This window comes from Ferdinandcohnia jepli, from assembly GCF_047246645.1.
GTDB lineage: Bacteria > Bacillota > Bacilli > Bacillales > Bacillaceae_L > Ferdinandcohnia.
The window spans coordinates 265,133-291,614 of the sequence record NZ_JBFOKR010000001.1 but is presented as its reverse complement, the minus strand read 5'-3'; the positions used below and the strand labels follow the sequence as shown (position 1 = coordinate 291,614).

Genomic DNA, 26,482 nt, shown 5'->3' with positions numbered 1-26,482 from the left:
TCACCTAAATTATTACTCCCACTTTCGTATAAAGTTTTGTGTATAGTACTTCTCGTAAACTCCTACCCCTAGAAAATTGTATTCTTCATTTAAAAGTGTTTCACGGTGTCCTTCACTATTTAGCCATCCTTCAACAGCTGCAATACCGTCCACATATTTTGCTGCAATATTCTCACCAGCTACCTGGTAAATAACCTCTCCTTTTTCTAATCGGTCAGCTAACCCACCTTTGGTAGGAGAAATATGATCAAAATAATTAGCTGTGCTCATGTCCTTACTATGTAAATAGGCTACCTTTGCAGTTTTGTCATCCCATTTTAATACAGAAAGTCCGTGTCTAACTCTAATAACATTGGTAATATCCAGGATTTGTGCAGTGTTACCCTCCTCAATATCCTTCCATTCTTCACTCGAAACTTCTTCTGCTGAAAGTAATTGTCCACGGTAGACAAGTTCATACGGTCTTTGTTTAATAAGCGTTTCCCCATCTAAAAAGCGGATACTCGATATTTTATTTGTAAAAGTATCTATATATAGCTGTACATATACATTCCCCATTGCAATGAGTGGCCTAGCTCTCATTTCTTCCTCTGAAATTTCGAAACGATATGGGTTATTTTCAACCGTTAATGAGACGGTTTGTTTGATTAATCCTTTAGTTGTGATCTCCTCAATAGGTTGTCCTATAGAAAAAGGAGAAACATTCACATTATTTCCAGTACCATAAACCGTTACAACCTTGCCATCTTGCATTCCTACTTGTATATAATTTTGAGGGTTTGAATTATATATCCACCATTGATAATCATAAGATGAAATATCAATCCTAGTAGGCTCACCAAGTATATCTTTTAAATCAGTTGTTTTCATTCCAATATAAGAAAAGAGGCCATCATACTTATGTAGTTTTTGTTTTTGTTGAAGGGTATTTTCCTTTGTAACCTTTGGGGTTTCTGACAAAGTTGTCGACTGTTCAGCAACCTTTACTGAATTGCTACCAGTTTTAGTAGAAATCATATAAATGCTAGAGATAAAAATGAGTACAATAATGCTAACCTTTGCTATTCTCAGAAGAATCCCTCCCCAACTTCAAATCTATTTCTACTATGTATATAAAAAATTTAATAGATTTATTCATATGAAGAAGAAGTTTTTACTAACAATGAAATTCATGGTATAAACTTAAATGAAGTAAGAGCTAAGAAATATGTATAGTAAAAAGGCACCAGTCTGGTGCCTTTTATAAACTTAATGAAGTTGGTCATGCTCTGATATTTCACTTAGTGCTTCGCCTGCTCTTTCGTCAGACATTTTATATGTTGCCAAGTCACCTAGAGAAACGATACCTACAAGTTGTCCATTTTCAACTACAGGTAGCCGTCTAATTTGATGCTTTGCCATAAGATTTGATGCTTCTTCAAGTGAAGTATCAGGAGAGCATGTAATTAGATTCTCACTCATTACATTCGTGACTTGATTTGATCCAGATCTTTTTTCTGCATATCCTCTTACAACTAAATCGCGGTCAGTTATCATTCCAATTAAATTATTGTCTTCAAGAATGGGGATTGCACCAACATCCAAGTCTTTCATTTTCACAGCTACTTCATACACATTATCTTTGGGAGTACAATATTCTACATCCGTACTCATTACATCTCGTACAGTTTCCATAATGACCTCCTACCTTTATCCCAAACATACAAATTATTTTCCTATGAACATTTGAGTCCAGTAATGGCGCTTAGAGCCACCTTCAGCATAGCCAACTCCAATGTGAGTAATATCAGATTTTAAGATATTAGCACGATGTCCCGGGCTGTTCATCCATGCATTTACAACCTCCTGAGGTGTCCTTTGACCAGCAGCAATATTTTCAGCAGCCGTTCTATATGACACTCCAAAATTCTTCATCATTGTAAATGGTGATCCATAGGTTGGTGAAGTATGAGAAAAATAATTTTTATCTCTCATATCCACTGACTTGTATCGTGCAACCCTTGAAAGCTCCCAGTCAGCCTTTAATGCAGGAAGGCCATTCTTTGCTCTCTGCTGATTTGTTAGTTGGATAACCTGATTTTCAATACTCTTTACACTATCAATAATTGGAATCGTAACTTTTTGTCCCGGATAAATAAGATTTGGATTGGAAAACTGTGGATTTGCTGAAATAATTTCTGACAATCCTACTTGATAGCGTACTGCAATTTTCCAAAGAGAATCCCCTGGTTGTACAGTATATGTAGTAGTACCTTGTCCATTTGCTATAAGTGGACCACCAATAAAAAACAATAAACTTGTACATAATACAATCAACTTTTTAATCATGTTTACCCTCCTTTCCATGTTAGTTTGACCAAAATATAGAAAATTTCACGTTAAATAAAAATTTTTTTAAATTAAGCTTTGTTTTTGGCAAACTAAAAATAGGAATGGAGAAATTTGAGTTAGTGTAGTGATAATATTTAAAGGTAATTTATTTGTTAGAATTAAAGCGCTTCCGGATCTAAACGTATTTTTTACTTATAGAATACCGTCATAAATGAAAGATTCATGTCAAAAAATATCTTTACGTTGCAACTTGTTTATTTTCGTACTATTATTATACTGAGAACATATAAAATGGTTTTACGTTTTTGGAGGGATATAAATGAGATTCGAAAATGCAGGGATAGAAGGTTTATCTATCGAATTATCTAGATTAACAGACATAATGAGAGAAGCAGGATTTATCCTAGCTGGTCAATGGGACTACCAACGTGTTACATATGATCGTAAATTTGAAGTAAAAGGTGAAATTTACTATTTGCGGGTTCAAGGGTTTGCAATCGAAGGTGAAATTGAAGAGAATGCACGACATACAGTGGTAAAATTACTTACACCACTATTAGGTAAGTACTATTATCCACATGGTGTTGAATATGGTGATGGTGAAACCTTCCCTAACTCTCTTGTAGACCAATCTTCAAAACTGCTTTCACAAGTGAAGGAAAATATCGAAGCAGTTATAAATGCATAATGACTATTGAAAAAAGGAACAGATTACTGTTCCTTTTTTATGTTGTTTCAGTAGTTAGTCCCTCTACCTTAATCGTTAAGTTAGATAAGTTGATTCCGGTCATGCTTTTAATCTCGTGTAGAATGGCCGCCTGCAGTAATTCACAAGTTTGTCTTATCTTCACACCGTATTCGAGTGCTACTTTGACTTCTATTCTGATTTCATCCTCATCTTCGATAACTGTGATACCTTTTTTTTGATAATTCTTATTTATTAATCCAGAGAACCCATCCTTAAAACCTGCTAGTATACTTACTCCTGCTACTTCTTTCACACAAATCTCGGTTATCATCGCCAAAACATCACTCTTAATGTATAAAGACCCTCTCTCAAGCGTTCTTTTTACCAATACAAACACACTCCTTTTGTGTAAGATATCAAAACAGTGGGTTAGTAGTTAGCATATGCAGCAAGGTAAAATTGGGCACTAGTCTAGACAAAATAAACATGAAGGTAAAAAAAGCAATCCAAAGAGAAGAGTTGGCCCCTTTAGATTACCTTTCTGAGTTCCCACATTAAAAATTTTCCGTCCTTTTTGGTACATCTCATTCCAAGTTTTTCGAATAATTGAATTGACTGATAATTGTTATCACTACATTCGGTAATTACCTTTTTAGCTTCAGTTTGAGTTGTTAACCAATCAATTAATGCATCAACTGCTTCATAGGTTAGCCTAGAATTATGAACATCATGATTCATAGTATATGACAAGTTAACAGTTCCCTTTTTGTCAGGTTTTCCTTGTAAATAAAGATCTCCGATAATTCGTTTGTCAGCATAGTTAATAACGAGCCAGAGTCCCCACCCATAAAAACTTTCATCCTTTTCAAGTTTTTCAATATAAAATGGAAGAATACCTGTGATCATTGACGATGGCCAATTTGACGGAATTGAAATAGGAGATCTTGTTTCAAGCTCTTGTCGATGAAATACTAACGATTTAGCTATATCAAGCGAACACGGTACCAATAGCAAGTTTTCCGTAAAGATTTCAATCATCCTAAACTCTCCCTTCTATCGAAAAATAGGTAAATAGATCTCTGTAATGGAGATGCAACTGATGAGTAACCTCTACTAATTGATAAAGAAGCGAATAAGATATTTACCTGAGAAAAATTTAGAAAAATGAAGTATTCAGTTGTAAACTCTACGAATGACTATCCTTATATTCTGGCTACAGTTACTTACAAAGGTAATAAACAAATCATACTTTTCACTCAAAAAAAAGGTGCTATAGAATATTATATTCTACAACACCTTATACATATTACATACTTTAGAAACCTAAGATTGCTTTGATAAGTGAAGTTGTTGCTCCACCACTATATAACACATATAGCAGAAAGTATACAGCTACACCTGTTATCGCAGTGAAAAACCAAATAATGCTTGTGATGGGTCCTATCTTACGGTGTTTTTTGATGTTATTTTTATACCCTAAATAAAGAGTGATTATCCCAAAAACAGCACCAGTTGTTGCTAAGAAAATATGAAATACAAGGAAAACTGTATAATATATTTTCATTTCATCTGGACCACCAAATGAGGTATTACCCATAAAAATTGTTCTAGACATATAAATGATGAAAAAGATTAAAGCAAACACTGCTGCAAGCGTCATGGTCTTTTTATGTGCTTCAATTTTCTTTTGTTTAATTAAATACCAACCAATGGCAACTGTTACTGCACTCAAAACGATAAAGGTAGTACTAATTGTTGGTAAAATAGGTAAACTAGCTTCCATGATTAACTCCTCTTAAACAATATACAAGTTATTTATATTTGTTTTTAATTTGTTTGTGGTTCAGTAAATTTTTCCGACTCAAGCAGTTGCTCATCGATTCTATCTTGTTCGCGCTCTTTTTTAACCCATTCAAAGAACACAAATCCTAATAAAATACCGTAAACAATTTCTTGGATAATTTTCATGATAACTCCACCAGTACGCTGATCTTCAAGAACAGGCATAAAGTTAAACATCTCTGGTCCAGTTAAATTAATACCCGATAACATCGATGCAGGAACGCAAAGTTGTAAAGCATTTATCCACGCACCCAGCTCTGTATAAGTCGCATACATGGCGGTTTCTGAAAAGATAATAAGCGCGCAGGCCGGCGTTAGTAAAATACCATCTGCGAAGATGTATCCAACCTTTTTCAAACCGCTTAAAGTTCCCCACTCCTCAAGTTTATTTAGTAGTGGCCACCACATAAAGAAAGCAGCAATAAAAATAACAGTGGTAGTTAAGGAATGAAGTATCATGTTTGTTTTAACATGATCAAAAATCATTGGGATATGGTAAAAAGAGAATACACCATTAAAAACAATAAGAGCTATTAGTGGTTTTGTAAAAAACTTCATTATTGGTTTTACATAAACGTTATTAACTACGATTCTCCATATCCAATTTGGAATTCCCAGGATAAGCAAAGGCGGTACTACCAAATACACCATTGCCATTTGTGTCATGTGTGCACTAAAGATAATGTGACCCATTAAGTCCATCGGGCTTCCCTTGAAAATATATAAAGTTATGATCCCTGATACAAATAAAAGCTTCGTCTTAAGTGAAGTGGGTTCTGTATTTGAGAATCGGTGCCTTAATGGACCAACAAGTAAAAAATAAAGTAATGTAATTACCGTTAATGAAAGAAAGAAATAGGGACTCCAAAGAGCTCGGAAACCAAAAATATCTAATGACATGTCTATATCACCTCACAAGTAAACAATCTACATATATTATTAATTATAACCTTGCTCGATGGGTCAAGCAAACAAACCAAATATGAACAATTTGTGAATTCAAATTATACCAATAAGAAAAGCGCAAGCGCCTTGGAAAAAGGAACATCGACTAATAGCCGCCACGTCCTGTGGCGAACGTCGATGTCAGCACATCCTGTGCAAGTCCGACAAGCGCTGGCCGACTAATGTCGCCACGTCCTTATGTCTTCGTCGGTACTAGCACGTCCTGTGCGTCGGAACCCTGACTTGTCCAGCTTCAGCGGCAAGAAACTCGAGAAATTTCAACCCCTCCGTCAGAGGCAAAAGACGCCTCTTTTGTCGGAGTCTCCAATTTCCTCGTTTCTGACCAAGCCGCTTCAGCATTTCAGTGAGGAGGCTCGAAAAAAAGCAAAGCTTTTTCCTGCGAGGATAATCCTCACGAAGCATTCCCTAGTGTTGCCGCCGCAGGAGGGGTGAAGCGAACTCGAGCTGCTTAAAAGCAGAGCTTTTGCGCAAGATACTCGAAGAAGCTTTTTCAGGTAGGAAAACTGGCTAGGCGCTGGAGCCAGACACAGAAACAGTTGAACCTTTTATGCTTTCTTACAAATTAAAGAAAGAAAGCCGACTAAAAAGTCGACTTTCTAAATCTTACCACCAAATGATTGTCATAAATGCAAGAACAGTTATCGCTGCAACCAATACTCCAGAGAATAAAAATAACTTTGGAGCTTCGTGTCCTTTATGACTCATATGCATGAAATAATACAATTGTAAAATTAACTGAACTACAGCTAAAAGAATGATGAAAGGAACAACAAACCAAGCTGTATAATGCTCATAGCCAACTGCTATAAAAGCAATTAAAGTTAAAAATAACATGAGAACAAATGAAACAACTTGAAACTTCATTTCTTCTGCACTTTTTCGTCTACGATACGCTAAATCAACATTAGGGTTACCTGAATTTGAATTATTTGTCGCCATCAGTTTATCCCACCATTCCCATTAAATATACGACAGTAAAGATGAACAACCAAACTACGTCGATAAAGTGCCAGTATAAACTAGCTACATAAAACTTAGGTGCATTATGCAAATCCAGACCACGTTTTGCATTACGTATCATTAGTGTAAGAATCCAAGATAAACCAAATGCAACGTGAGCTCCGTGAGTCCCTACGAGTACATAGAACGATGAACCAAATGCACTACTAGTTATAGTATGACCTAAATGTACATAGTGATTGAACTCGTAAATTTCCAAGAGTAAGAATGCGAATCCTAATAATACGGTTATACCTAACCAAAGTTGCATCTTCTTAAAATTAAAGTTTTTCATATGGTACATTGCATACACACTTGTAAGTGAGCTTGTTAAAAGCAACATTGTGGCAGCAAATGTAAGTGGTATTTCAAATATTTCCTGTGATGATGGTCCAGTACCATGATTACCTCTTAGAGCTAAATATGTTGCAAATAATGAGGCAAATAGCACAGTTTCTCCACCTAGGAATAACCAAAAGCCTAAGAATTTATTTTTTCCTTCAAGGGTCGCTTTTTCAGGCTCTGCAGGAAATGTTTCAGCTGTTAATTTTTCTTCAACATGCATTATGCCTTAACCCCCTTATCATCATCATTAACGATATCTTCTTTATGGATGTGATATCCGTGATCATCTTTTAATGAGCGTAAGAACATAGATCCGAAAGTGATAAGTCCACCTATTAACAATACTGCTAATGACCATGCCTTTTCGTCGTGATATAAGAAACCAAATGCTGCTACAAATAAACCTAATGAGATAGTTAAAGGTAAGATAGAGCCATTTGGCATATGAATGTCTCCCAGTGGTTCAGCTGGAGTCATTTCCTTTTTACCTTGCATTTTTTCTACCCAAAGTGCATCAAGGCCACGAACTAAAGGCAGTTGCTTAAAGTTGTATTCTAATGCTGGAGATGAAACAGCCCATTCTAACGTACGGCCATCCCCCCATGCGTCACCACTTGCAACAGGACCATTTATTGAAGTTTTTACAATATTATATAGTAGAACAAGAACTGCTACTGCCATAAATGCAGCACCAACAGAACTAATTGCATTACCTGCTTCAAACCCTTGACCAGGTAAGAACGTAAAGATACGACGAGGCATACCCATTAGTCCAAGGAAGTGTTGGATAAAGAATGTTAAATGGAAGCCGATTAAGAATAACCAGAAAGTAACCTTTCCTAATGTATCATTAAGCATTCTTCCAAACATTTTTGGCCACCAGTAATGTGTACCAGCTAAAAGACCAAATACTACCCCACCAACAATTACATAGTGGAAGTGAGCAACTACGAAATAAGAATCATGGTACTGATAATCAGCTGGAGCTGAAGCTAGCATAATACCAGTTACCCCACCCATTACGAAAGAAGGTATGAATGCAACTGCATATAACATAGGTGTTGTGAATTTAATGGATCCACCCCACATTGTTAAGAGCCAGTTAAAAATCTTAATACCAGTAGGTACCCCGATAGCCATTGTTGCAACAGCAAAAATAGCATTTGCGATTGGACCTAAACCAGTTGTAAACATGTGGTGAGCCCAAACCATGAAACCTAAGAATCCGATTAAAACAGTAGCGAATACCATTGAAGAATATCCGAATAAACGTTTTCTTGAGAAAGTTGCGAATATCTCAGAGAAAATACCGAATGCCGGTAGGATTAAGATATATACTTCTGGGTGACCAAAGATCCAGAATAAATGCTCCCAGATAATGGTGTTTCCTCCCATGCTTGGCTGGAAGAAACCAGTTCCAAAAATACGGTCCATCATCATTAATGCTAATCCAACGGTTAATGGTGGGAAAGCAAAAAGAATTAATGCTGACGCAACAAATGTTGACCATGTGAATAATGGCATACGCATATACGTCATACCTGGTGCTCTCATATTAATGATCGTAACTAAGAAGTTAATACCACCAATTAAAGTACCAATACCTGAAATTTGAAGTCCAAGTACATAAAAGTCAATACCATGTCCTTCAGAATGTAAAGAAAGTGATGCATAAGAAGTCCACCCTGCATCAGGAGCTCCACCTAAAAACCAACTAAGGTTTAAAAATAGTCCTCCAAAGAAAAATAACCAAAAACCTAATGCATTTACAAATGGAAATGCAACGTCACGCGCACCAATTTGGAGTGGCATTATCGCGTTCATGAATCCAAATAAAAGTGGCATTGCAGCTAAGAATATCATTGTCGTACCATGCATTGTTAATACTTCATTGTAAAAGCCGGCACTTACAAAGTTACTATCAGGAACTGCAAGCTGAATTCGTATAATTAGTGCTTCTAATCCTCCAAGGAGGAAGAAGAAGCCACCAGCTATGAGATAAAGTTTAGCGATTTTTTTATGGTCTACTGTTGTTAAGTAATCCCATAAAGTAGCGCCAAACCCTTTTTTCTGGGTTAACGTACTCACAAATGTGACCTCCTTATTCAATACTCAACATTAATCTTCAACACTTAGACCCATTAGATATTCAGTAAGAGCATCTAAATCCTCTTCAGTTAAAGCCTTATGATCATATGTGTTTGTCATACTGTTACCTGGCTTTATTTCTTCTGGGTTCTTAATCCATGTTTTTAAGTTTTCTTCTGTATGTTCTAATCTACCTGCGATACTAGAACGATCACCAAAATTAGCTAAGCTTGGTGCAGTTGGGCGTTTTTCCCCTGGGTTAATAGCATGACAAGAAATACAGTTGTTTGCAGTGAACAATTCTTCACCAGCTTTTGCTAAATCAGTTTCAGCTTTTGGATTACCTGCGTCTTTAGCTGCAGTCATTTTCCCAATCCATTGATCAAATTCATCTCTAGGAAGTGGTTTAACTTTAAAGTCCATTAATGCGTGAGAAGGACCACAAAGCTCAGCACATTTTCCGTAGAATAATCCACCAGCCTCTTTTGTTTTTGCAGAATCAAATTCTAACCAGAAGCGGTTTGTGTTTTCTGTATTAGTATCCATTTTCCCACCAACAGCAGGAATCCAGAATGAGTGTTTTACATCTGCAGCTTTAAGATTGAAATAAACCTTCTCATCAGTTGGTACAACTAATTCTTGAGCTGTCACAACACCATGATCTGGATATTCGAATTCCCACCAATAAAGATTTGCAGTTACATTCACTACCACTGCATTTTCATCACGTGTTTCTTCATCCATTGCAGATACATCAGCTAATTGGAATGTAGCAGATACTGTAGGAACCGCTAAAACTAAAAGTAAAAGAATAGGTATAACAGTCCAAATAATTTCTAGTTTGTGACTTCCTTCAACCTGCTTCGGAATTTTGTTTTCGTCCCCTTTTTTACGTCGAAAACGGAGTATTACTAGGATAAAAATTACTGTTACAACTGCGATTACGATTACCATAATTAATGTAGCAAGAATCATTAAATCATACTGCATTTTTGCAACTTCACCAGCTGGTTGAAGTGCAGAAATGTATGGTTCCCCACAGCCTGCTAACAGAAGCGCCATGAAACTAAATAGAGTAAACAAGCGCATGTTTGGTAGCCATTTTTTCATAGCTTAATCAAACCCCTCTTTCAATTTTTATTACTACTATCTTTTAAAAAGGCTTAATACATTATATTGTTACTTAGGTATAAAATGAGTTCACCACATTTGAATGGAAAACGTAATGATCAGTCATTTTTAAATTGAAGTGAATGAACTTCATTTTGTACTATTAATAACTGCAATTGTATGTACTAGAGCCCTTAGATAAAAAGATATTAATTCCTTCTATAAAATATAGAAGGAATTATATGTTATATTTTGAAACTCACTTACACTAGTGTAACAACTACCATCGCTACAAACATAATTGTTAAATAGTTAAGCGAGTATACAAACATTAGTTTTGCCCATTTTAAGTCATCTTTCATCTTAAATCCCTTGATTCCTAAAAACAACCAACCAATATTAAGAAGAGTTGCAAGAATTACGAAAGGTAAGCCAAGTGAAAATAAATAAAATGGTAATGGAAATAAACATAATACCCAAATTACAATTTGTCTTTTTGTAATATCAAATCCATGAACAACAGGAAGCATTGGAACCCCTGCTGCTTTATATTCATCAACACGTTTCATTGCAAGTGCAAGGAAATGTGGAGGTTGCCATATAAACATAATTAAAAACAAAATCCATGCAACCAAATGTAAGTTGGAATCAATTGCAGCCCAGCCAATTAACGGAGGAACTGCTCCTGAAATACTACCAATTACTGTATTGATCGTATATCTGCGTTTAGACCACATTGTATAGAGGAAAATGTATGAAAAAACTCCAACAAGTCCAATAACTGCTGCCATAACGGTTGTTAATAATAAGAAAGCAGTTCCTATTAGTATGAGTAATATACCCATTACTAACACATGATTTGGATTAATTTTTCCAGTTACAGTCGGACGCTCTTTTTTACTGTCCATTAAATGGTCAATATCTCTATCATAATAATTATTAATTGCACAAGATCCTGCTATCACAAGAGCAGAGCCTATTAAAGTAAATAGAACAATATCTAATTCTTGAAGAAAACTCTGACCGGTAAAATGGAGTGCAAGCCAGATACCTGTAAAAGCTGTTATTAAATTAGAATTTACTATTCCTATTTTAATAAGGGCTAAAAAGTCTTTATATGCTGTAGTTTTATATTCATCACGATTTACATCATTTGATAAATTTTTATCTGTAATCAATACAGATTTTGTGCTATTCATCGTGAGCCTCCTTAAATTAACGTGCATTATTACAATGCTCCAGGTACTTAAACAAATAAAAAATGCATTTTCAAAAATTAAAGCGTTTTCTACTAATTAGGTAGTAAAAATAGTTACGCAATACATATCTCAATGCTATTGAAGTTTATTATGTTACGGATATTATAAATTATATTAAAAAATACCCTTTCTGTATATTAAATCACATTTTTATGATTTTTTGTGAACATTTTGTTAAGAATTTATGACTATTTTGTGTCCTGAAGATATAACTTCCAATATGATATAAATACTATTTCCACTATAATAATAGTGTTTATTAGTTTGAAGATCGGAGTGTAATAAAATATTAATAACTCCCCTATCTATTTCTAGCAAACTCCTCAAGATTATTCAACCTTTTTTACTATAATAATTTTAAAAAAATTTCATTTTTAAATGGTTGTAAAGAGTTGATAAATTGTGTACTATCGATAAGTATGTAATTTATGTTTAATTTTTGATATTTATCGATATATTAGATATGATGAATATCGTATAGACTTATTTAAGTATTAGAAAAATATAAGTTATAAATATGTAAGAAGGTGATTTTTTTGAGCCGCTCCTTAAAGTGGTTGTCAGTTGCAGCTACGATCGGTATGTTATTTGTTCTAATAGGCGGTGCTCTTGTTACTAAGACTGAATCTGGTGCCGGTTGTGGTGAAACATGGCCACTCTGTCACGGTGAGTTAATACCTGATGAAATTAATTTCGAGCTTGTGATTGAGCTAAGTCATAGAGTTGTCTCAGGTGTCGTCGGTTTATTAGTTCTTGTATTGTCGATATGGGCTTGGAAAGCAATTGGACACATTAGAGAAACAAAGTTTTTAGCTTTTATATCTTTCTTTTTCCTTTTATTACAGGGTCTAATAGGTGCAGCAGCAGTAGTTTGGGGACAATCAGATGTTGTCCTTGCATTACATTTTGGAATCTCCCTCATTTCATTTGCATCCGTACTCCTTTTAACATTACTTATTTTTGAGGTGGACAAGAAGTTTGATGCTGATTCTCTTATTATTGACAAAAAGCTACGAACTCAAATCTATGCTTTAACCATTTATAGTTTTATAGTGGTTTATACTGGAGCACTAGTAAGGCATGTAGGTGCATCCTTAGCTTGTCCGGATTGGCCAGTCTGCAATTATAATCAAATAGGCTTACCTACTCAAATGCATGAATGGATCCAAATGGGGCACCGTGTCCTAGCTGGTGGAATTTTTATATGGGTTTTACTTTTGACACTTCAAATAATAAAACGATATAAACATGAAAAAGTACTATACTGGGGTTGGATAATTGCTTTAGGCTTAGTATCTGTCCAAGTAGCCTCTGGCGCTGTAATTGTTTACACAAATCTAAACTTATTTATCGCTTTGGCTCATGCTTTATTTATAGCTTGTTTATTTGGGGTTTTCAGTTATTTTATTTTACTTTCATCTAGAAGTAAGAAAAATGAGGCCCTACTTGCAAATAATATAGATAAATCAAAAGAAGAACAAGTAAACCAAAATCAAACCATACCTGCTCAATAACGTAAAAAGAAGAGAAGCAAGTTGCTTCTCTTCTTTTTTCTATTCTTGGAGTTCTAACAATAAGTCCCCTGTTTGAATCGCTTCACCATTAGAGACATGAATTTCTTTTACTGTCCCTGTAAATGGAGCCTGAACTGTTGTTTCCATTTTCATTGCCTCAGTAATCATAAGGTGATCTCCCTTATTGACTTTCTCTCCTTTTGAAACAAGTACTTTTATAACTGTACCAGGCATCGTAGCACCAATATGTTTTGGATTTTCCTTATCAGCCTTCAGTTTCGCAACGACAGTTGCTTTGATACTAGTGTCTCTAATAATAACTTCACGTGGTTGACCATTTAATTCAAAATAAACAACTCGTGTTCCATCTGCTTGAGGCTCACCAATTGAAACTAATTTTACTATAAGTGTCTTTCCTTGTTCTATTTCTACTTCAATCTCTTCTCCTAATCTCATACCATAAAAGAAGGTTGGCGTATCAAGTACTGATATGTCACCATACAGTTCAAACGTTTTTTGGTAATCCATGAATACCTTTGGATATAAGGCATATGAGATGAGTTCAAAACTAGTAACCTGTCTATTCAAGGAATGATATAATGTTTCCTTTAGTTCATTGAAATTAACAGATTCTAATAGTTCTCCCGGACGGACGGTCAACGGCTCGCGTCCTTTAAGAATAATTCTTTGAAGCTCTTTTGGGAAACCTCCATAAGGCTGGCCTAAATAACCTTCAAACAATTCAACCACTGAATCCGGGAAATCCAATGTTTCTCCTCTTTCATAGATATCATCTTCAGTTAAATTATTTTGAACCATATAAAGAGCCATATCACCAACAACCTTTGAAGATGGTGTAACCTTGACAATATCTCCGAACATATCGTTAACTCTTCTATACATTACCTTAACTTCTTCCCACTTACTTCCTAACCCGACAGCCTTTGCTTGTTGTTGAAGATTGCTATATTGGCCACCTGGCATCTCATGCATATAGATTTCAGTATGCGGAGCATTCATTCCACTTTCAAAGTCCTGATAATATTTTCTAACATTTTCCCAGTAGCTTGAGAGCTGTTCAAATGCCTTAACTGATAAGTCAGGTTTGCGGTCAGTTCCATCCAATGCATATAACAATGTACTAGCACTTGGTTGTGAGGTTAAGCCTGCCATTGAGCTCACGGCAACATCTACAATATCAACACCAGCTTCAATTGCTTTCGCATACGTATAAATGCCATTTCCACTAGTATCATGTGTATGCAAATGAATTGGGATTGAAACTGTCTCTTTTAATGCTGAAACAAGGTCATAAGCTGCTTGTGGCTTTAATAATCCAGCCATGTCTTTAATACCTAGAATATGAGCTCCAGATGCTTCAAGTTCTTTAGCTAAGTCCTTATAGTATTTCAAATCATATTTTGTTCGAGAAGGATCACTGATATCACCTGTATAACAGATTGCAGCCTCAGCAATTTTGCCGTTATTTCGGACAGAGTCAATTGCCAAAGTCATACCTTTAACCCAGTTCAAACTATCAAAAATACGGAATACATCAATGCCTGCCTGAGAAGACTTCTCGACAAACTCACGAATAAGATTATCTGGGTAGTTTTTATATCCTACTGCATTTGAAGCACGTAATAACATTTGGAATAGAATATTTGGTGCTTGCTGACGTAACGTTAATAATCGTTCCCATGGATCCTCGTTAAGGAATCTATATGCAACGTCAAATGTTGCACCACCCCACATTTCTAGTGAGAACAGTTCTGGTAATAAACGAGCTGTTGGTTCCGCAATATGCTTAATATCATTTGTTCTGAAACGTGTTGCCAGTAATGATTGATGAGCATCTCTAAACGTTGTATCAGTAAACAATACTTGTTTTTGTTCATTTACCCATTTAACAACGCCTTCTGGACCATATTGATCGAGTATTTGCTTTGTACCGCTACTAATAGGTTCTGTATGTTTTACCTTTGGTACTATTGGCTTATCAAACACGGGCTTTCTTCTTTTTTCTACTCCAGGAAAACCATTTACTGTTACATTTCCGATGTAGGACAGCATTTTTGTTCCACGGTCTTTTCGTTTTGGAAAAATAAATAACTCCGGTGAAGAATCGATAAACGAAGTATCATATTCCCCATTAATGAACTTCTTATGCTTCACAACGTTTTCTAAGAAAGGAATATTCGTTTTAATACCTCGTATTCTGAATTCCTTTAAGTTTCTGACCATTTTCGCTGCAGCTTGCTCAAAAGTTAATGCATGCGTAGATAGTTTTACTAATAACGAATCATAAAATGGAGTAATGACTGCTCCCTGGAATCCATTTCCAGCATCAAGACGAACACCAAACCCTCCACCACTTCTATAAGCATTAATTTTTCCTGTATCAGGCATAAAATTATTTAATGGATCTTCTGTAGTTACACGTGATTGAATGGCAAAACCATGTGTTTTTATAAACTCCTGATGTGGAATAGACACTAAATCACTATGTATAGAATGTCCTTCAGCAACTAATATCTGAGTTTGGACAATATCAATTCCAGTAATCATCTCAGTAATTGTATGCTCAACCTGTACCCTAGGGTTAACCTCAATAAAATAAAATTTATTATTAGATACTAAAAATTCTACTGTTCCTGCATTTACATAATTTACGTTTTTCATAAGCTTAACAGCTGCATCACAAATCTCATTACGTAATTCATCTGATAAGGAAACACTCGGTGCTATCTCAACTAGCTTTTGATGTCTACGTTGTACGGAACAGTCACGTTCATATAAATGAACGATATTTCCTTGACTATCTCCAATAATTTGAACCTCAATATGCTTAGGATTTTCAATTAATTTTTCTACATATACTTCATCACTGCCAAATGCTGCCTTGGCTTCAGACTTTGCACGTTCGTACGATTCCTTCAAGCCGGCTTGACTTCGAACAATACGCATGCCACGTCCACCACCACCTAAAGAAGCCTTAATAATAATTGGATAACCATTTATTTCTCCAAAATGAACAGCTTCTTCTAGATTTTTAAGTGGTCCATCACTACCTGGTATTACTGGTATTTCAGCTAGTTCAGCTTGATGTCTGGCTTTTACTTTATCCCCAAACATATCTAAGTGATTTGTGTTAGGACCAATAAAAATAATCCCTTCTTCTTCACAACGCCTTGCAAACTCTATGTTTTCTGACAGAAATCCATAGCCGGGGTGAATCGCATCGATATTATTATCTTTTGCGATTTCAAGAATTCCTTCAATATCTAAATAAGCGTCAATTGGTTTTTTACCTTCACCAACTAAGTAGGCTTCATCTGCTTTATAGCGATGATAAGATCCTGCATCTTCCTTTGAATAAATCGCAACTGTACGGATGTCTAATTCTGTACATGCTCTAAAAATACGAATAGCTATTTCTCCTCTGTTTGCAACTAGTACTTTCTTGATGCTCTTTTTCATCTTTTTCCTCCTTTATTGGTATTACAATTTTTAATAGTATAACACATTTAAAAATAGTATAACATATTTATAATCAAGTATAGATAGTTTACTTATCTATAAGAGACATAGTTTTTTTGAAATGGCTGAACTTTGTTCTTTTGGGGCTTTTTCTCCTTATTACTGTACATTAAATGATAGTTAGTAAACATTGATACATTGATTAAAATTCCCATTGATAACATTAATAGTAAGAGTGAAGACCCTCCGTAACTAATAAATGGTAGAGTAACTCCTGTTATTGGTATTAAACCTGTTAATCCTCCTAAGTTAATGAAGGTTTGTATCGCTATCATAGAAGAAATACCTATAGCCAGTAAACTCCCAAAAGGGTCATTACATTTCCTGGCAATCTGAAATCCCCTTAATACAATGTAGGCTAATAATAGAAGGACAAACAGAACACCGAACAAACCAAGTTCTTCAGCGATAATAGCCATAATAAAATCAGTATGCGCTTCGGGTAAGTAGTTAAATTTTTGGATACTTTGACCTAATCCTAACCCTTTCCAGCCCCCTGATCCAAGTGCGATATATGAATTAACAAGCTGGTATCCATCACCCGCTTGGCTACTAAAAGGATCTGCAAAGCCAGTAAAACGAGATATTCTCTCATCTGTAAAAATCTTATCAGCTTTTATCATTATTATTGGAGAGATAAGTGCGGCAGTAATTGCTACTAATAAAAGCAATTTGCCAATACTTTTAATTCCCATACCTGAACAAACGATAACCGATAAGGCAATTAAACCAATTATAAAGGCCGTCCCATAGTCAGGCTGAATGGCAACCGCAAGGCAGATAAAAAAAGTAAAAATAATTGGTGGCATAACTGCTATCCCAAAATTGTTAATATAAGCCTGCTTTTTAGAGTAGACCGCTGCCAAATAGATGATTACACTCAGCTTAGTAAACTCTGAGGGCTGGATACCCCTTGCCCCAACCATAATCCAGCTTTGTGCATTATTAGCAGTATGACCGACCACAAATACAAGAAGCAGCATACCCATTGACCCTAACACGATAAGCAGTAATAAATTTTTGTTCGAGTAGATTTTATAAGGAAATATCATTGCAAAAAGAAAGGCAGCCGTTCCAATCAATAACGCCATTCTTTGGCGATCAAAAAAGAACGTTGGATTTTCTCCAAACTTAGGAGCTGTGGCTAGTACCATACTAGAGCTGTAGACCATAACAAGTCCAAACGAACACAAAAGGAATACAGCAAGTATCAGTGTATAATCGTATGATTTTAGAATTTTTTTTAGCATTTGACATCTTCCTCTATAAAGTGAAACTTCAATTAGTGGGGGCTTTCCCCACTAATTGTTAGTTGAACCAATCGGGGTGTTAACGTCCGTTATCTCCCACATGAATACCTTTGTTCCAAATCACATTGTAATGTGGGAGTTTTTACGGACGATTACACCTGGATAAACTGAAACTTCAATCGGCGGGTTTGTTTTTCCCCACTGATTGTTTACCGGATTCGCATATAGAAATCAATATGCGAAGAAGTTATTTTTTTTATTGTACTATACTTTTTCGATTAACATCACGAAAATCCTGCATATCTTAAAAAATGATTCTATTAAACTTACTTTCTTCCTAACAATATATCGTAATCTATTATACTTTATAAAAAAACTCAAATTATCCAATTATAGGATAATTTGAGTTTTATCAAGCAACGTTTTTCTACTTTTTGGTCGAGGCTTCATGAAGAACGGATAGTTCACGCTCTAATTTCGAAATAAGCTCTTTCCCTTCAAGCGCTTCTATTAAACCTAATCTTACTGCAAAATCTATTTCTCTAGATAATCCAAACATTTGCGTATCTAATACTTCCTCATATAAAGGACATTGAGGCATAGTTAGATTATCCATTTGAACTTTAATAAGTTTTAGTATTTTATCAGCATCGGCCTTTAATAATGACAATGCTTTCTCACGATGATTTATTGTAATCTCAGACGTCAATTCAAAACCCCTCCGTTCAGAAGCGATACCTAATCCTATCTATAAATATTAACCTGTATACTACAAAATTGCAAGAATAAATAGACAGGGCTCACTTACTTTTAGGCAGGTGTAAATCAATTTTTTGCTATTTAGTTAGAACGAGATAGGCAATAATTTAATTACTTTCTATTGAGTAATATGTGCTCTATAATAGTAAGAGAAAGGATTGATAAATATATGGAATCAATTATTATGATCGAAGGCAAGACGAAATATAAGATTACCCTTGATCCTGGCGTTTGGATATTTGATGACCGCCGAGTAGACTTGCTTACATATTTCGATACCGAAAAAACTGATGATAATGAATTAGCAGAATATACAAAAGCAGTTTCTCATCAGTGGGACAGAGAGATTCGTGAAGGAGCTGTTTTTCCTCCAACGTTAAAAACAGAAAGAAAATTTGAAAAAGAAAAAGTCCTAACTGGAACTTTCGGCATTCCACTTCGAGATTTTCTAAAGAATGCTGATCCAGAGAAAGAAGCACAAATACTTACAATTGTTCAGGAAAATCAAAAAACATCAATTCCTTTATCAAATGCATATGATGCGATTCTCGGTTTTTCTATCGAAGGTAAGCCTCTACTTGAAGACGGACCTGTCCATTTTTATTTCGGAGATGGATCCAATCGAAATAATCCAATAAAAAATATACTGAAGTTAATTATTGAGTAAAACGGTGTTTTTCGGTGCCTGTCACCCGACGCTATATTCTATATGAGTTACTCGTATGCATTAACTGTTAATCACAATACAGCTTTTAGAAATTTTTTGTCAGTGACAGGCACCCAATTCTGTACCCTTACTTGCTCTCTACCATCATTTCTTTTAACTCTGTATACATTCTTCTTGCTGTTATACCCCAAAACACTGTTCATTTGTTATAGGATATCTGCCGCTAGTTGAGCTAATCCTGATCTTTCCCCCTTAATCAGGCGAATATGACCTGCAATCTTCTGATCCTTAAACTTTTCAATTACATATGTGAGGCCATTGTTATATTCATCTAAATATGGATGGTCGATCTGTTCTGTGTCACCCATAAAGACAATTTTACTTTTTTCTCCAACCCTGGTTAATATCGTTTTAACTTCATGCTTTGTTAGGTTTTGCGCTTCGTCAATGATAATAAATTGTTCAGGTATACTTCGCCCTCGAATATAAGTCAGCGCTTCAACTTCAATTGATCCCATTCCTGCTAAAATTGCATCTAATTCTCCAGGTTTTTTCACATTAAATAAATATTCTAGATTATCATAAATAGGCTGCATCCATGGCCTTAGTTTTTCTTGCTTTTCACCAGGTAAGAACCCAATATCTTTTCCTACCGGAACAATTGGCCTTGCAACTAACAATTTTTTATAACGACCTAAGTCCTCTGTCTGCATTAGGCCAGCAGCGAGAGCCAATAGAGTCTTACCTGTACCCGCTTTACCTACAAGAGTTACTAATGGTATATCATCTCTTAGGAGAAGTTCAAACGCCATTGTCTGTTGTACATTCCTTGGTTTTATGCCCCAAATATGATCATGTGAAAACACTAATTTTTTTACTATTTTCCCTGTCTTATCAATAATACCGATTGCCGATGATTTTCCTCCTAAGGCATCTTTCAAGACAACAAATTGATTCGGATAAAAAGGATGATTTACTAGTTCAGTTACATGAAGTTCTCCTTTTTCATAGAAAAGGTCTAAAAGTGATCGGTTGATATAAATTTCAAGAAACCCAGTATATATATGGTCAACCTCTACAACCCGATCACTCAGGAAATCTTCAGCTTGTAGACCTAGTGCATCTGCCTTTACCCGAACTAGCGCATCTTTACTAACTAGAATAACCGGCCTACCATTTTCTTTTGTCTGTTCCTCCAAGGACAAATTTTTAGCAACCGCTAATATACGATTATCATTCGTTTTTTCAACAAAAATTTCTTGTAATTGATGAAAGGATCTATGATTTAATTCAATCCTTAATATGCCGCCATTTTCTAGTTGTATTTTTTCGTGAAGTTTTCCATTTTGCCTAAGATTGTCGATGAGCTTTGAGACCTGCCTAGCATTTCTACCTATTTCATCCATATAACGTTTTTTGGAGTCAACCTCTTCTAAAACAACAGCTGGGATGACAACCTCGTTATCTTCAAATGAAAATATTGCTCTCGGATCTTGCAACAGTACATTCGTGTCTAATACATAAACTTTCCCCAAAATCACGCCTCCTACTCAAGTGAGTTCTATTTTTGTTTTAGGAGTGAAACAGGTACCCGCACTTCGAGAACAGTGTTTTATTTATAATATGAAGTCAATCCTTTATCTGCTCTTTCAGGACGGACCGTTGATAAAAATATATGTATACATGCATAAAGATAGAAGGATAAATAAACAATAAAAAAAGAAAACACAGTGAACGATGGGAGGCAAAAATCGTGAGGCTTTTATATTTACTACTGTTCTCAGGACTAATTCTCACACTAACAGGATGTGGATTTACAAATAATAACGCTGGAGAAAAGAGAGACGAAAGTCGCATACAGGTTAAAAACACAGTAGATGAACATGTCGACAGAAAAACTGGGCAAGAGATTGCAAGTCATCTCGTTGAACTAGCTTCAGGTATACCAAATGTGAATGATGCCACTGCAGTTGTTTTAGGTAATTTTGCGGTAGTTGGAATTGACGTAAATGCTAAATTAGATCGTTCAAGAGTAGAAACAATTAAATACTCTGTTGCTGAAAGCTTACAGCATGACCCTTATGGTGCCAATGCCGTTGTAATAGCTGATGCAGACACCGTTGAACGTTTACGTCAAATGGGAAAAGAAATTCAAGATGGAAGACCAATTACTGGGATCTTAGATGAACTGGCACAAATAGTTGGAAGGGTTATTCCTGATGTACCAAGTGATATAATCGATAATCAAAATACTGAGCCTACTGAAAACAATGATAAGCAACTTAACCAAAAAGAACAGAAGAAACTTGAAAACGAACAGCAGGACCAATCAAATAACAAGAAAAATTAATAATAAAGAGCATTGAGAATTTTTCCCAATGCTCTTTTGATATTTTTACGCATTCCTCATAGCTTCCATTACTTGATTATCTAATTTTGCTGCCGCAGCTTCATCATATGTCTTTTCATACTTAGGCTCAATTGATATTTTCGAACCATAAAACATAACATCACGAACCTCATTAATCGTCACTTCTATCAAAGTTAATTGTAATGGAACATTTTCTAGCTTCTCTTTCTTAACCCTTGCATTACCGCTAATAGCATATGTTGACTCATTCGCAAACATCGTCATTACCACTAAGGGGTTATGTTGAATATTCTGGACGATTCGTGACCTCGTATCAATAGCAAAGGTAATCACCCCTTCACTCGGAGCATACACCCAGGAGATTGCAGTTACATTAGGACCACTTGTTTCAAAATCAATTGAAGCAATCGTGACAAAACGTTCCTTCTGCAAGGATTCGAACAATGGTTGTACTAGACTTAACTCAACACGATTTGCCATATGTACACCTCCATTAATAGATATATCTATCATACCTTTTTGCTCCATGAGTTAAAACAAAAAAGACAAACTTTGTCAGTAAACTACTTATTGTTGTATAATAAAGTGTAAATTTACTTTATAATTAACTATATTTATGTATTACTAAAATTGAAGCACTTATAAAAATGTTTTTCACACGTAGAGGGGTACATAGAATGAAAGTAAAATGTGTAATATGCGATAAAATTGAAGACATCATAGATGAATCAAGTCTTGCCAAAAGATTACGAAATAGACCGATTCATACATACATGTGTAATGAGTGCCATGATCGTATTGAGGTAAGGACAAAAGAGCGAATAGCGACAAACAAATTCAAATTATATCGTAAGAAGAAAACTGAAGATGACTGGTGGTAAGTTAATAGGAATTTCTTAAAAACATTCATCTGTTCCGCCAAGATGAATCAGTATGTCAGACAAGTGAAAGTTAAAAAACAAACAGAAAAGCCGAGCTTAGCTCGGCTTTTACTCATAGTTCCTATATCTTTCTGGGTTCTTTTGTATTTGATCATGCATTACATCGATTAATTCAACTGGAAACCTTGCGTTTTTTTCTTCCCCATCAATTTTATAGGTAACAAGATACATGACGTCATCTTTATTTACAATAAGATCTTCCACCTTAAATTCATTGACTAAAATATCTTCAAACAGACTTACCGTATCTAAAGCGGCTGTATCGTCCGGTCTAGCATCCACTACAACCTTTATAGTTAACCAGTTATAAATTGCATCCTGTAATGACTTCATACCATTACCCCCTTATTCTTAAGCTTCTTTTCTCTTTGATTGATAAAGTCTAATCTTATAAATGGCTAAAATAAGAACAGCTATTGCCAGCGATTCTGGAATTGGCAGAAAAGCAGCTAATAAAGTCAATACAGTACAGCCAAGAGCTAGAAAAAGATATACAACCAAGCTTTTTAAAATTGGCAGTTTCTTCGCAAAGCCAAGCTTAAATACAGCGATTGTTAACAATAAAATAATGACATATAAAATATTTGATCCAACTGGAATAGTTGTAGAACTATAAATTGTTTTTGCTACAGGCCACATATCCTCAATTCGCATATAAACACCCTCCTATCCCTTTCTCCTTTCATTAAAGTACCAGAAAGGGACAAGGTTTTACAAGTTTTAATTTCTTTGTGTTCGTAATTTATATCCCATAAAACAAAAAAAGCGCCTGTTCGACGAACAAGACGCTAAAGAAAGATTTTATAACCTTATTTTACTTCAGCAAGTTTTTTACGTTTTGCCGATTTTTCTCGCTCATTTTTGTCAAGAATCTTTTTACGTAAACGAATTGATTCTGGCGTAACTTCACAGTATTCATCATCATTTAAGTACTCAAGTGATTCTTCTAGTGACATAATTCGCGGTTTTTTCATAGTCGTTGTTTGGTCTTTATTTGCTGAACGCATATTAGTCATTTGTTTCATCTTTACAATATTTACTGTAAGATCATTTTCACGGGTATGTTCCCCTACGATCATACCTTCATAAACCTCTGTTCCTGGTTCTACAAAGATTGTACCTCGGTCTTCAACACCCATAATACCATATTGACTCGCCTTGCCACTTTCCATTGAAACAAGAACACCTTGACGTCGGCCACCTACTTGACCTGCAGCCATAGGCTGGTAGCTATCAAAAGTATGGTTAATAATTCCAAACCCTCTTGTTAATGTAAGGAATTCAGTTGTATATCCAATTAATCCTCTAGCAGGAACCATAAAGATTAATCTTACTTGGCCATTTCCATTGTTAATCATATCGACCATTTCACCCTTACGAGCGCCAATGGATTCCATAATTGCACCTGTATGTTCTTCAGGAACATCAATTTGAACTCGTTCAACCGGTTCGCAACGAACGCCATCAATTTCTCTAACAATAACCTCTGGTTTTGAAACTTGTAGTTCATAACCTTCACGACGCATATTTTCAATAAGAATAGATAAATGAAGCTCTCCACGACCAGAAACAATCCAGGCATCTGGTGATTCTGTATTTTCAACTCGTAAGCTTACATCAGTTTGAAGTTGGGCGCGTAGACGTTCCTCTATTTTACGAGAAGTTACGTATTTACCCTCTCTTCCAGCAAATGGACTGTTATTAACAAGGAAAGTCATTTGTAAAGTTGGCTCATCAATTCGAAGAACTGGTAATGCCTCTTGATGCTCAACAGGACATACAGTTTCCCCTACGTTTATGTCTTCCATTCCGGAAACCGCAACTAAATCCCCAGCTTTCGCCTCTTGGATCTCAACACGCTTAAGTCCAGTGAAACCGAATATCTTTGTTACTCTGAATTGCTTTACACTGCCATCATTTTTCATTAATGCAACTTGCTGACCAACCTGCATTGTTCCACGGAATACGCGGCCAATTCCAATTCTTCCAACATAATCATTGTAATCAAGCAATGCAACCTGAAATTGAAGTGGTTCATCACTATTATCAATAGGTGCAGGGATATTCTCGATGATTGCATCAAACAACGCTTCCATATTGTCATCCTGCTTATGTGGATCAGTACTTGCCGTACCATTAATTGCTGAAGCAAAAACAACCGGGAACTCAAGTTGTTCTTCAGAAGCATCTAGTTCGATAAATAAATCAATTACTTCGTCGATAACTTCTTCTGGGCGAGCAAAATCACGGTCAATTTTATTCACAACTACGATTGGTGTTAGATTCTGCTCCAAAGCTTTCTTTAACACAAAACGAGTTTGCGGCATACACCCTTCATATGCATCGACTACTAATAAAACGCCATCAACCATTTTCATGATACGTTCTACTTCTCCACCAAAGTCAGCGTGTCCTGGTGTATCCATAATATTAATACGTGTATCTTTGTAATTTATTGCTGTATTTTTCGCAAGAATTGTAATTCCACGTTCACGTTCGATATCATTAGAATCCATTGCACGTTCTTCTACATGCTCATTTGAACGAAAAGTTCCAGACTGATGTAGTAATTTATCAACAAGTGTTGTTTTACCGTGGTCAACGTGGGCAATAATTGCTATATTTCGTAAGTCATTACGTGTTGTCACTATTTCACATCTCCTATAATCAAAATTCCATTTAGATTTTTTACATTTTTTTACTCCGAAAAAACTAAATAACTAAAACATTATATACCATAGAGTAGAAATAATACATATTTATCTGTAAAATAGTTTTGAAAGGAGCTTTTATTATGAAAAACCTTAATCTTACTATGCTCTTCTTTGCAGTTGCAACTGCTCTTTGTATTATGTCAATCGGGATAGCAATTGCAGAAAAAAGTATGTTAGGTATTATTTTGTCTCTAATTTCAGTAATTATTGTAACTGGTTTAGGTTTTACAACAAAGAAAAAAATGCGCGAGAAAGGCAGACTATAATCTGCTTTCTCACGCTTTTTTATTTTCGCTTTAAATAATTGGTAAATATTTCATTATGTATATTTGCATTTGCACATATCACACTGTTTTCCTTTAATAAATGTAATGGTTCGCCTTCCAGTGTTGTAACAATGCCACCAACCTCTGTTATTAATATTGCTCCGGCTGCAAAGTCCCAAGGAGAAAGTCTCATAGTGATATAAGCATTAATTCTCCCAGTAACAACATAAGCCATTTCAAGTGCTGCAGAACCGTAGGAACGTGTACCCCGCGCAGCGTTAACAATTGGGATTAAGATTTTGGGATCAATCCTTTTATTTTCAGTTATCCAAGTAGCATTAATTCCTACTATAGACTGATTTAGTGTCACATCTTTTAAAGGCTCTATCTTTGTAGAATTAAAATAAGCCCCTTTCCCTTTTATGGCGTGATAGAGTTCATCATGAACAACATCATAAATAATACCAATTTGTCCTACTCCATCTTCATATACAGCTACAGATATAGCAAAATTTCGTTGTTGATGTACAAAATTCATCGTCCCATCAATAGGGTCAATAATCCATACAATACCCTTCAATGATTCTATATTATCCCCAAACCCTTCCTCACCTAAAATTTGATGACCAGGGAAAGTGTTGTTAATGTTTTCAATAAAAAACCTTTCAGTTTCCTTATCGATATTTGTAACGAGGTCGTCCGGATTTGATTTGGTTTCAATTATTAATTCCATTTTAAAGGAATTTCTAATTCTCTCTCCGGCTTCCTTAATCCATTTTTTTGCTTTTTGATCTATTTCATCCCAATTACTCATATAGAAAAACCTCACTTT

27 protein-coding genes are annotated in these 26,482 nt (G+C 35.4%); 6 read left to right on the top strand and 21 right to left on the bottom strand.

Annotated elements, in window-relative coordinates; all coding sequences use genetic code 11:
* Window positions 1-12: 12 nt before the first annotated feature.
* From AB3M96_RS01500 to safA, 3 genes are all read right to left on the bottom strand, one after another.
* Window positions 13-1,017 (bottom strand): CAP domain-containing protein, encoded by a 1,005-nt coding sequence (locus AB3M96_RS01500; RefSeq protein ID WP_412965785.1) that lies wholly within the window; start codon window positions 1,015-1,017, stop codon window positions 13-15.
* A 231-nt stretch (window positions 1,018-1,248) separates the two neighbouring features.
* Complete coding sequence (locus AB3M96_RS01495; protein WP_412965784.1) at window positions 1,249-1,674, bottom strand: CBS domain-containing protein; 426 nt, start codon at window positions 1,672-1,674, stop codon at window positions 1,249-1,251.
* 33 nt (window positions 1,675-1,707) lie between these two features.
* Window positions 1,708-2,328 (bottom strand): SafA/ExsA family spore coat assembly protein, encoded by a 621-nt coding sequence (safA, locus tag AB3M96_RS01490; protein ID WP_412965783.1) that lies wholly within the window; start codon window positions 2,326-2,328, stop codon window positions 1,708-1,710.
* Between the two features lie 322 nt (window positions 2,329-2,650).
* Here safA and AB3M96_RS01485 point away from each other — a divergent pair, with 322 nt between their 5' ends.
* Window positions 2,651-3,019, top strand: coding sequence for a YugN family protein (locus AB3M96_RS01485; protein ID WP_412965782.1), 369 nt, complete (start codon window positions 2,651-2,653; stop codon window positions 3,017-3,019).
* A 37-nt stretch (window positions 3,020-3,056) separates the two neighbouring features.
* On the opposite strand, the gene AB3M96_RS01480 is transcribed toward AB3M96_RS01485, so the two are convergent.
* The 9 genes from AB3M96_RS01480 to cyoE form a co-directional block, all read right to left on the bottom strand.
* Window positions 3,057-3,407, bottom strand: coding sequence for an Asp23/Gls24 family envelope stress response protein (locus AB3M96_RS01480; RefSeq protein WP_412965781.1), 351 nt, complete (start codon window positions 3,405-3,407; stop codon window positions 3,057-3,059).
* 140 nt (window positions 3,408-3,547) lie between these two features.
* Window positions 3,548-4,057: a GNAT family N-acetyltransferase gene (locus AB3M96_RS01475; RefSeq protein WP_412965780.1), complete on the bottom strand. Its 510-nt coding sequence runs from the start codon at window positions 4,055-4,057 to the stop codon at window positions 3,548-3,550.
* Between the two features lie 277 nt (window positions 4,058-4,334).
* Complete coding sequence (locus tag AB3M96_RS01470) at window positions 4,335-4,802, bottom strand: DUF420 domain-containing protein (RefSeq protein ID WP_412965779.1); 468 nt, start codon at window positions 4,800-4,802, stop codon at window positions 4,335-4,337.
* Window positions 4,803-4,846: 44 nt separating this feature from the next.
* Complete coding sequence (ctaG, locus tag AB3M96_RS01465; RefSeq protein ID WP_412965778.1) at window positions 4,847-5,761, bottom strand: cytochrome c oxidase assembly factor CtaG; 915 nt, start codon at window positions 5,759-5,761, stop codon at window positions 4,847-4,849.
* Between the two features lie 669 nt (window positions 5,762-6,430).
* A complete protein-coding gene (ctaF, locus tag AB3M96_RS01460) occupies window positions 6,431-6,766 on the bottom strand; it encodes a cytochrome c oxidase subunit IVB (protein WP_412965777.1) in 336 nt (111 codons plus the stop codon).
* Between the two features lie 4 nt (window positions 6,767-6,770).
* Entirely contained in the window at window positions 6,771-7,391 is a 621-nt protein-coding gene (gene ctaE, locus AB3M96_RS01455) for a cytochrome c oxidase subunit III (protein ID WP_412965776.1), read from the bottom strand.
* Entirely contained in the window at window positions 7,391-9,259 is a 1,869-nt protein-coding gene (gene ctaD, locus AB3M96_RS01450; RefSeq protein ID WP_412965775.1) for a cytochrome c oxidase subunit I, read from the bottom strand. Before ctaD ends, ctaE begins: the two co-directional genes overlap by 1 nt.
* A gap of 30 nt (window positions 9,260-9,289) precedes the next feature.
* A complete protein-coding gene (gene coxB / locus AB3M96_RS01445) occupies window positions 9,290-10,369 on the bottom strand; it encodes a cytochrome c oxidase subunit II (protein ID WP_412965774.1) in 1,080 nt (359 codons plus the stop codon).
* A 263-nt stretch (window positions 10,370-10,632) separates the two neighbouring features.
* Entirely contained in the window at window positions 10,633-11,568 is a 936-nt protein-coding gene (gene cyoE / locus AB3M96_RS01440; RefSeq protein ID WP_412965773.1) for a heme o synthase, read from the bottom strand.
* Between the two features lie 596 nt (window positions 11,569-12,164).
* Between cyoE and AB3M96_RS01435 the strand changes: the two genes are divergently transcribed.
* Window positions 12,165-13,142, top strand: a complete 978-nt coding sequence (locus AB3M96_RS01435; RefSeq protein ID WP_412965772.1) for a COX15/CtaA family protein — start codon at window positions 12,165-12,167, stop codon at window positions 13,140-13,142.
* A gap of 39 nt (window positions 13,143-13,181) precedes the next feature.
* Here AB3M96_RS01435 and pyc read toward each other — a convergent pair whose 3' ends face one another.
* The 3 genes from pyc to AB3M96_RS01420 form a co-directional block, all read right to left on the bottom strand.
* Window positions 13,182-16,622: a pyruvate carboxylase gene (gene pyc, locus AB3M96_RS01430; RefSeq protein ID WP_412965771.1), complete on the bottom strand. Its 3,441-nt coding sequence runs from the start codon at window positions 16,620-16,622 to the stop codon at window positions 13,182-13,184.
* A 92-nt stretch (window positions 16,623-16,714) separates the two neighbouring features.
* Entirely contained in the window at window positions 16,715-17,932 is a 1,218-nt protein-coding gene (gene ftsW / locus AB3M96_RS01425) for a putative lipid II flippase FtsW (RefSeq protein WP_412965770.1), read from the bottom strand.
* A gap of 427 nt (window positions 17,933-18,359) precedes the next feature.
* Entirely contained in the window at window positions 18,360-18,641 is a 282-nt protein-coding gene (locus tag AB3M96_RS01420) for an Fpa/YlaN family protein (protein WP_412965769.1), read from the bottom strand.
* Window positions 18,642-18,860: 219 nt separating this feature from the next.
* On the opposite strand from AB3M96_RS01420, the gene AB3M96_RS01415 reads away from it, so the two are divergent.
* Complete coding sequence (locus tag AB3M96_RS01415) at window positions 18,861-19,358, top strand: molybdopterin-binding protein (RefSeq protein ID WP_412965768.1); 498 nt, start codon at window positions 18,861-18,863, stop codon at window positions 19,356-19,358.
* A gap of 206 nt (window positions 19,359-19,564) precedes the next feature.
* Here the strand turns inward: AB3M96_RS01415 and AB3M96_RS01410 are convergent, their stop codons facing one another.
* Entirely contained in the window at window positions 19,565-20,893 is a 1,329-nt protein-coding gene (locus AB3M96_RS01410; RefSeq protein ID WP_412965767.1) for a PhoH family protein, read from the bottom strand.
* Window positions 20,894-21,111: 218 nt separating this feature from the next.
* Here AB3M96_RS01410 and AB3M96_RS01405 point away from each other — a divergent pair, with 218 nt between their 5' ends.
* Window positions 21,112-21,708, top strand: a complete 597-nt coding sequence (locus tag AB3M96_RS01405) for a YhcN/YlaJ family sporulation lipoprotein (RefSeq protein ID WP_412965766.1) — start codon at window positions 21,112-21,114, stop codon at window positions 21,706-21,708.
* A 45-nt stretch (window positions 21,709-21,753) separates the two neighbouring features.
* On the opposite strand, the gene AB3M96_RS01400 is transcribed toward AB3M96_RS01405, so the two are convergent.
* Entirely contained in the window at window positions 21,754-22,209 is a 456-nt protein-coding gene (locus AB3M96_RS01400; protein WP_412965765.1) for a pyridoxamine 5'-phosphate oxidase family protein, read from the bottom strand.
* Window positions 22,210-22,406: 197 nt separating this feature from the next.
* Between AB3M96_RS01400 and AB3M96_RS01395 the strand changes: the two genes are divergently transcribed.
* On the top strand, window positions 22,407-22,610 hold the full coding sequence (locus tag AB3M96_RS01395; RefSeq protein ID WP_412965764.1) for a YlaI family protein: 204 nt from the start codon (window positions 22,407-22,409) through the stop codon (window positions 22,608-22,610).
* Between the two features lie 108 nt (window positions 22,611-22,718).
* Here AB3M96_RS01395 and AB3M96_RS01390 read toward each other — a convergent pair whose 3' ends face one another.
* The 3 genes from AB3M96_RS01390 to typA form a co-directional block, all read right to left on the bottom strand.
* Window positions 22,719-23,003, bottom strand: coding sequence for a hypothetical protein (locus AB3M96_RS01390; RefSeq protein WP_412965763.1), 285 nt, complete (start codon window positions 23,001-23,003; stop codon window positions 22,719-22,721).
* An 18-nt stretch (window positions 23,004-23,021) separates the two neighbouring features.
* Window positions 23,022-23,309, bottom strand: a complete 288-nt coding sequence (locus AB3M96_RS01385) for a YlaH-like family protein (protein ID WP_412965884.1) — start codon at window positions 23,307-23,309, stop codon at window positions 23,022-23,024.
* Window positions 23,310-23,479: 170 nt separating this feature from the next.
* The gene (gene typA / locus AB3M96_RS01380) at window positions 23,480-25,318 is read right to left on the bottom strand and encodes a translational GTPase TypA (RefSeq protein WP_412965762.1); all 1,839 of its coding nucleotides are present in this window, start codon (window positions 25,316-25,318) and stop codon (window positions 23,480-23,482) included.
* Window positions 25,319-25,464: 146 nt separating this feature from the next.
* On the opposite strand from typA, the gene AB3M96_RS01375 reads away from it, so the two are divergent.
* Window positions 25,465-25,650 (top strand): YlaF family protein, encoded by a 186-nt coding sequence (locus tag AB3M96_RS01375; RefSeq protein WP_412965761.1) that lies wholly within the window; start codon window positions 25,465-25,467, stop codon window positions 25,648-25,650.
* A 19-nt stretch (window positions 25,651-25,669) separates the two neighbouring features.
* Here the strand turns inward: AB3M96_RS01375 and AB3M96_RS01370 are convergent, their stop codons facing one another.
* On the bottom strand, window positions 25,670-26,464 hold the full coding sequence (locus tag AB3M96_RS01370; protein WP_412965760.1) for an inositol monophosphatase family protein: 795 nt from the start codon (window positions 26,462-26,464) through the stop codon (window positions 25,670-25,672).
* Between the last annotated feature and the right edge of the window lie 18 nt (window positions 26,465-26,482).

Coding starts and splice junctions, on each gene's coding strand:
- pyc (WP_412965771.1), bottom strand. CDS start 16,622: ATGAAAAAGAGCATCAAGAAAGTACTAGTTGCAAACAGAGGAGAAATA.
- safA (WP_412965783.1), bottom strand. CDS start 2,328: ATGATTAAAAAGTTGATTGTATTATGTACAAGTTTATTGTTTTTTATT.
- ftsW (WP_412965770.1), bottom strand. CDS start 17,932: ATGCTAAAAAAAATTCTAAAATCATACGATTATACACTGATACTTGCT.
- AB3M96_RS01395 (WP_412965764.1), top strand. CDS start 22,407: ATGAAAGTAAAATGTGTAATATGCGATAAAATTGAAGACATCATAGAT.
- AB3M96_RS01470 (WP_412965779.1), bottom strand. CDS start 4,802: ATGGAAGCTAGTTTACCTATTTTACCAACAATTAGTACTACCTTTATC.
- AB3M96_RS01500 (WP_412965785.1), bottom strand. CDS start 1,017: ATGATTTCTACTAAAACTGGTAGCAATTCAGTAAAGGTTGCTGAACAG.
- AB3M96_RS01390 (WP_412965763.1), bottom strand. CDS start 23,003: ATGAAGTCATTACAGGATGCAATTTATAACTGGTTAACTATAAAGGTT.
- coxB (WP_412965774.1), bottom strand. CDS start 10,369: ATGAAAAAATGGCTACCAAACATGCGCTTGTTTACTCTATTTAGTTTC.
- AB3M96_RS01475 (WP_412965780.1), bottom strand. CDS start 4,057: ATGATTGAAATCTTTACGGAAAACTTGCTATTGGTACCGTGTTCGCTT.
- ctaF (WP_412965777.1), bottom strand. CDS start 6,766: ATGGCGACAAATAATTCAAATTCAGGTAACCCTAATGTTGATTTAGCG.
- cyoE (WP_412965773.1), bottom strand. CDS start 11,568: ATGAATAGCACAAAATCTGTATTGATTACAGATAAAAATTTATCAAAT.
- AB3M96_RS01400 (WP_412965765.1), bottom strand. CDS start 22,209: ATGGCAAATCGTGTTGAGTTAAGTCTAGTACAACCATTGTTCGAATCC.
- AB3M96_RS01375 (WP_412965761.1), top strand. CDS start 25,465: ATGAAAAACCTTAATCTTACTATGCTCTTCTTTGCAGTTGCAACTGCT.
- AB3M96_RS01495 (WP_412965784.1), bottom strand. CDS start 1,674: ATGGAAACTGTACGAGATGTAATGAGTACGGATGTAGAATATTGTACT.
- AB3M96_RS01370 (WP_412965760.1), bottom strand. CDS start 26,464: ATGAGTAATTGGGATGAAATAGATCAAAAAGCAAAAAAATGGATTAAG.
- AB3M96_RS01385 (WP_412965884.1), bottom strand. CDS start 23,309: ATGTGGCCTGTAGCAAAAACAATTTATAGTTCTACAACTATTCCAGTT.
- ctaG (WP_412965778.1), bottom strand. CDS start 5,761: ATGTCATTAGATATTTTTGGTTTCCGAGCTCTTTGGAGTCCCTATTTC.
- AB3M96_RS01415 (WP_412965768.1), top strand. CDS start 18,861: ATGGAATCAATTATTATGATCGAAGGCAAGACGAAATATAAGATTACC.
- AB3M96_RS01485 (WP_412965782.1), top strand. CDS start 2,651: ATGAGATTCGAAAATGCAGGGATAGAAGGTTTATCTATCGAATTATCT.
- ctaE (WP_412965776.1), bottom strand. CDS start 7,391: ATGCATGTTGAAGAAAAATTAACAGCTGAAACATTTCCTGCAGAGCCT.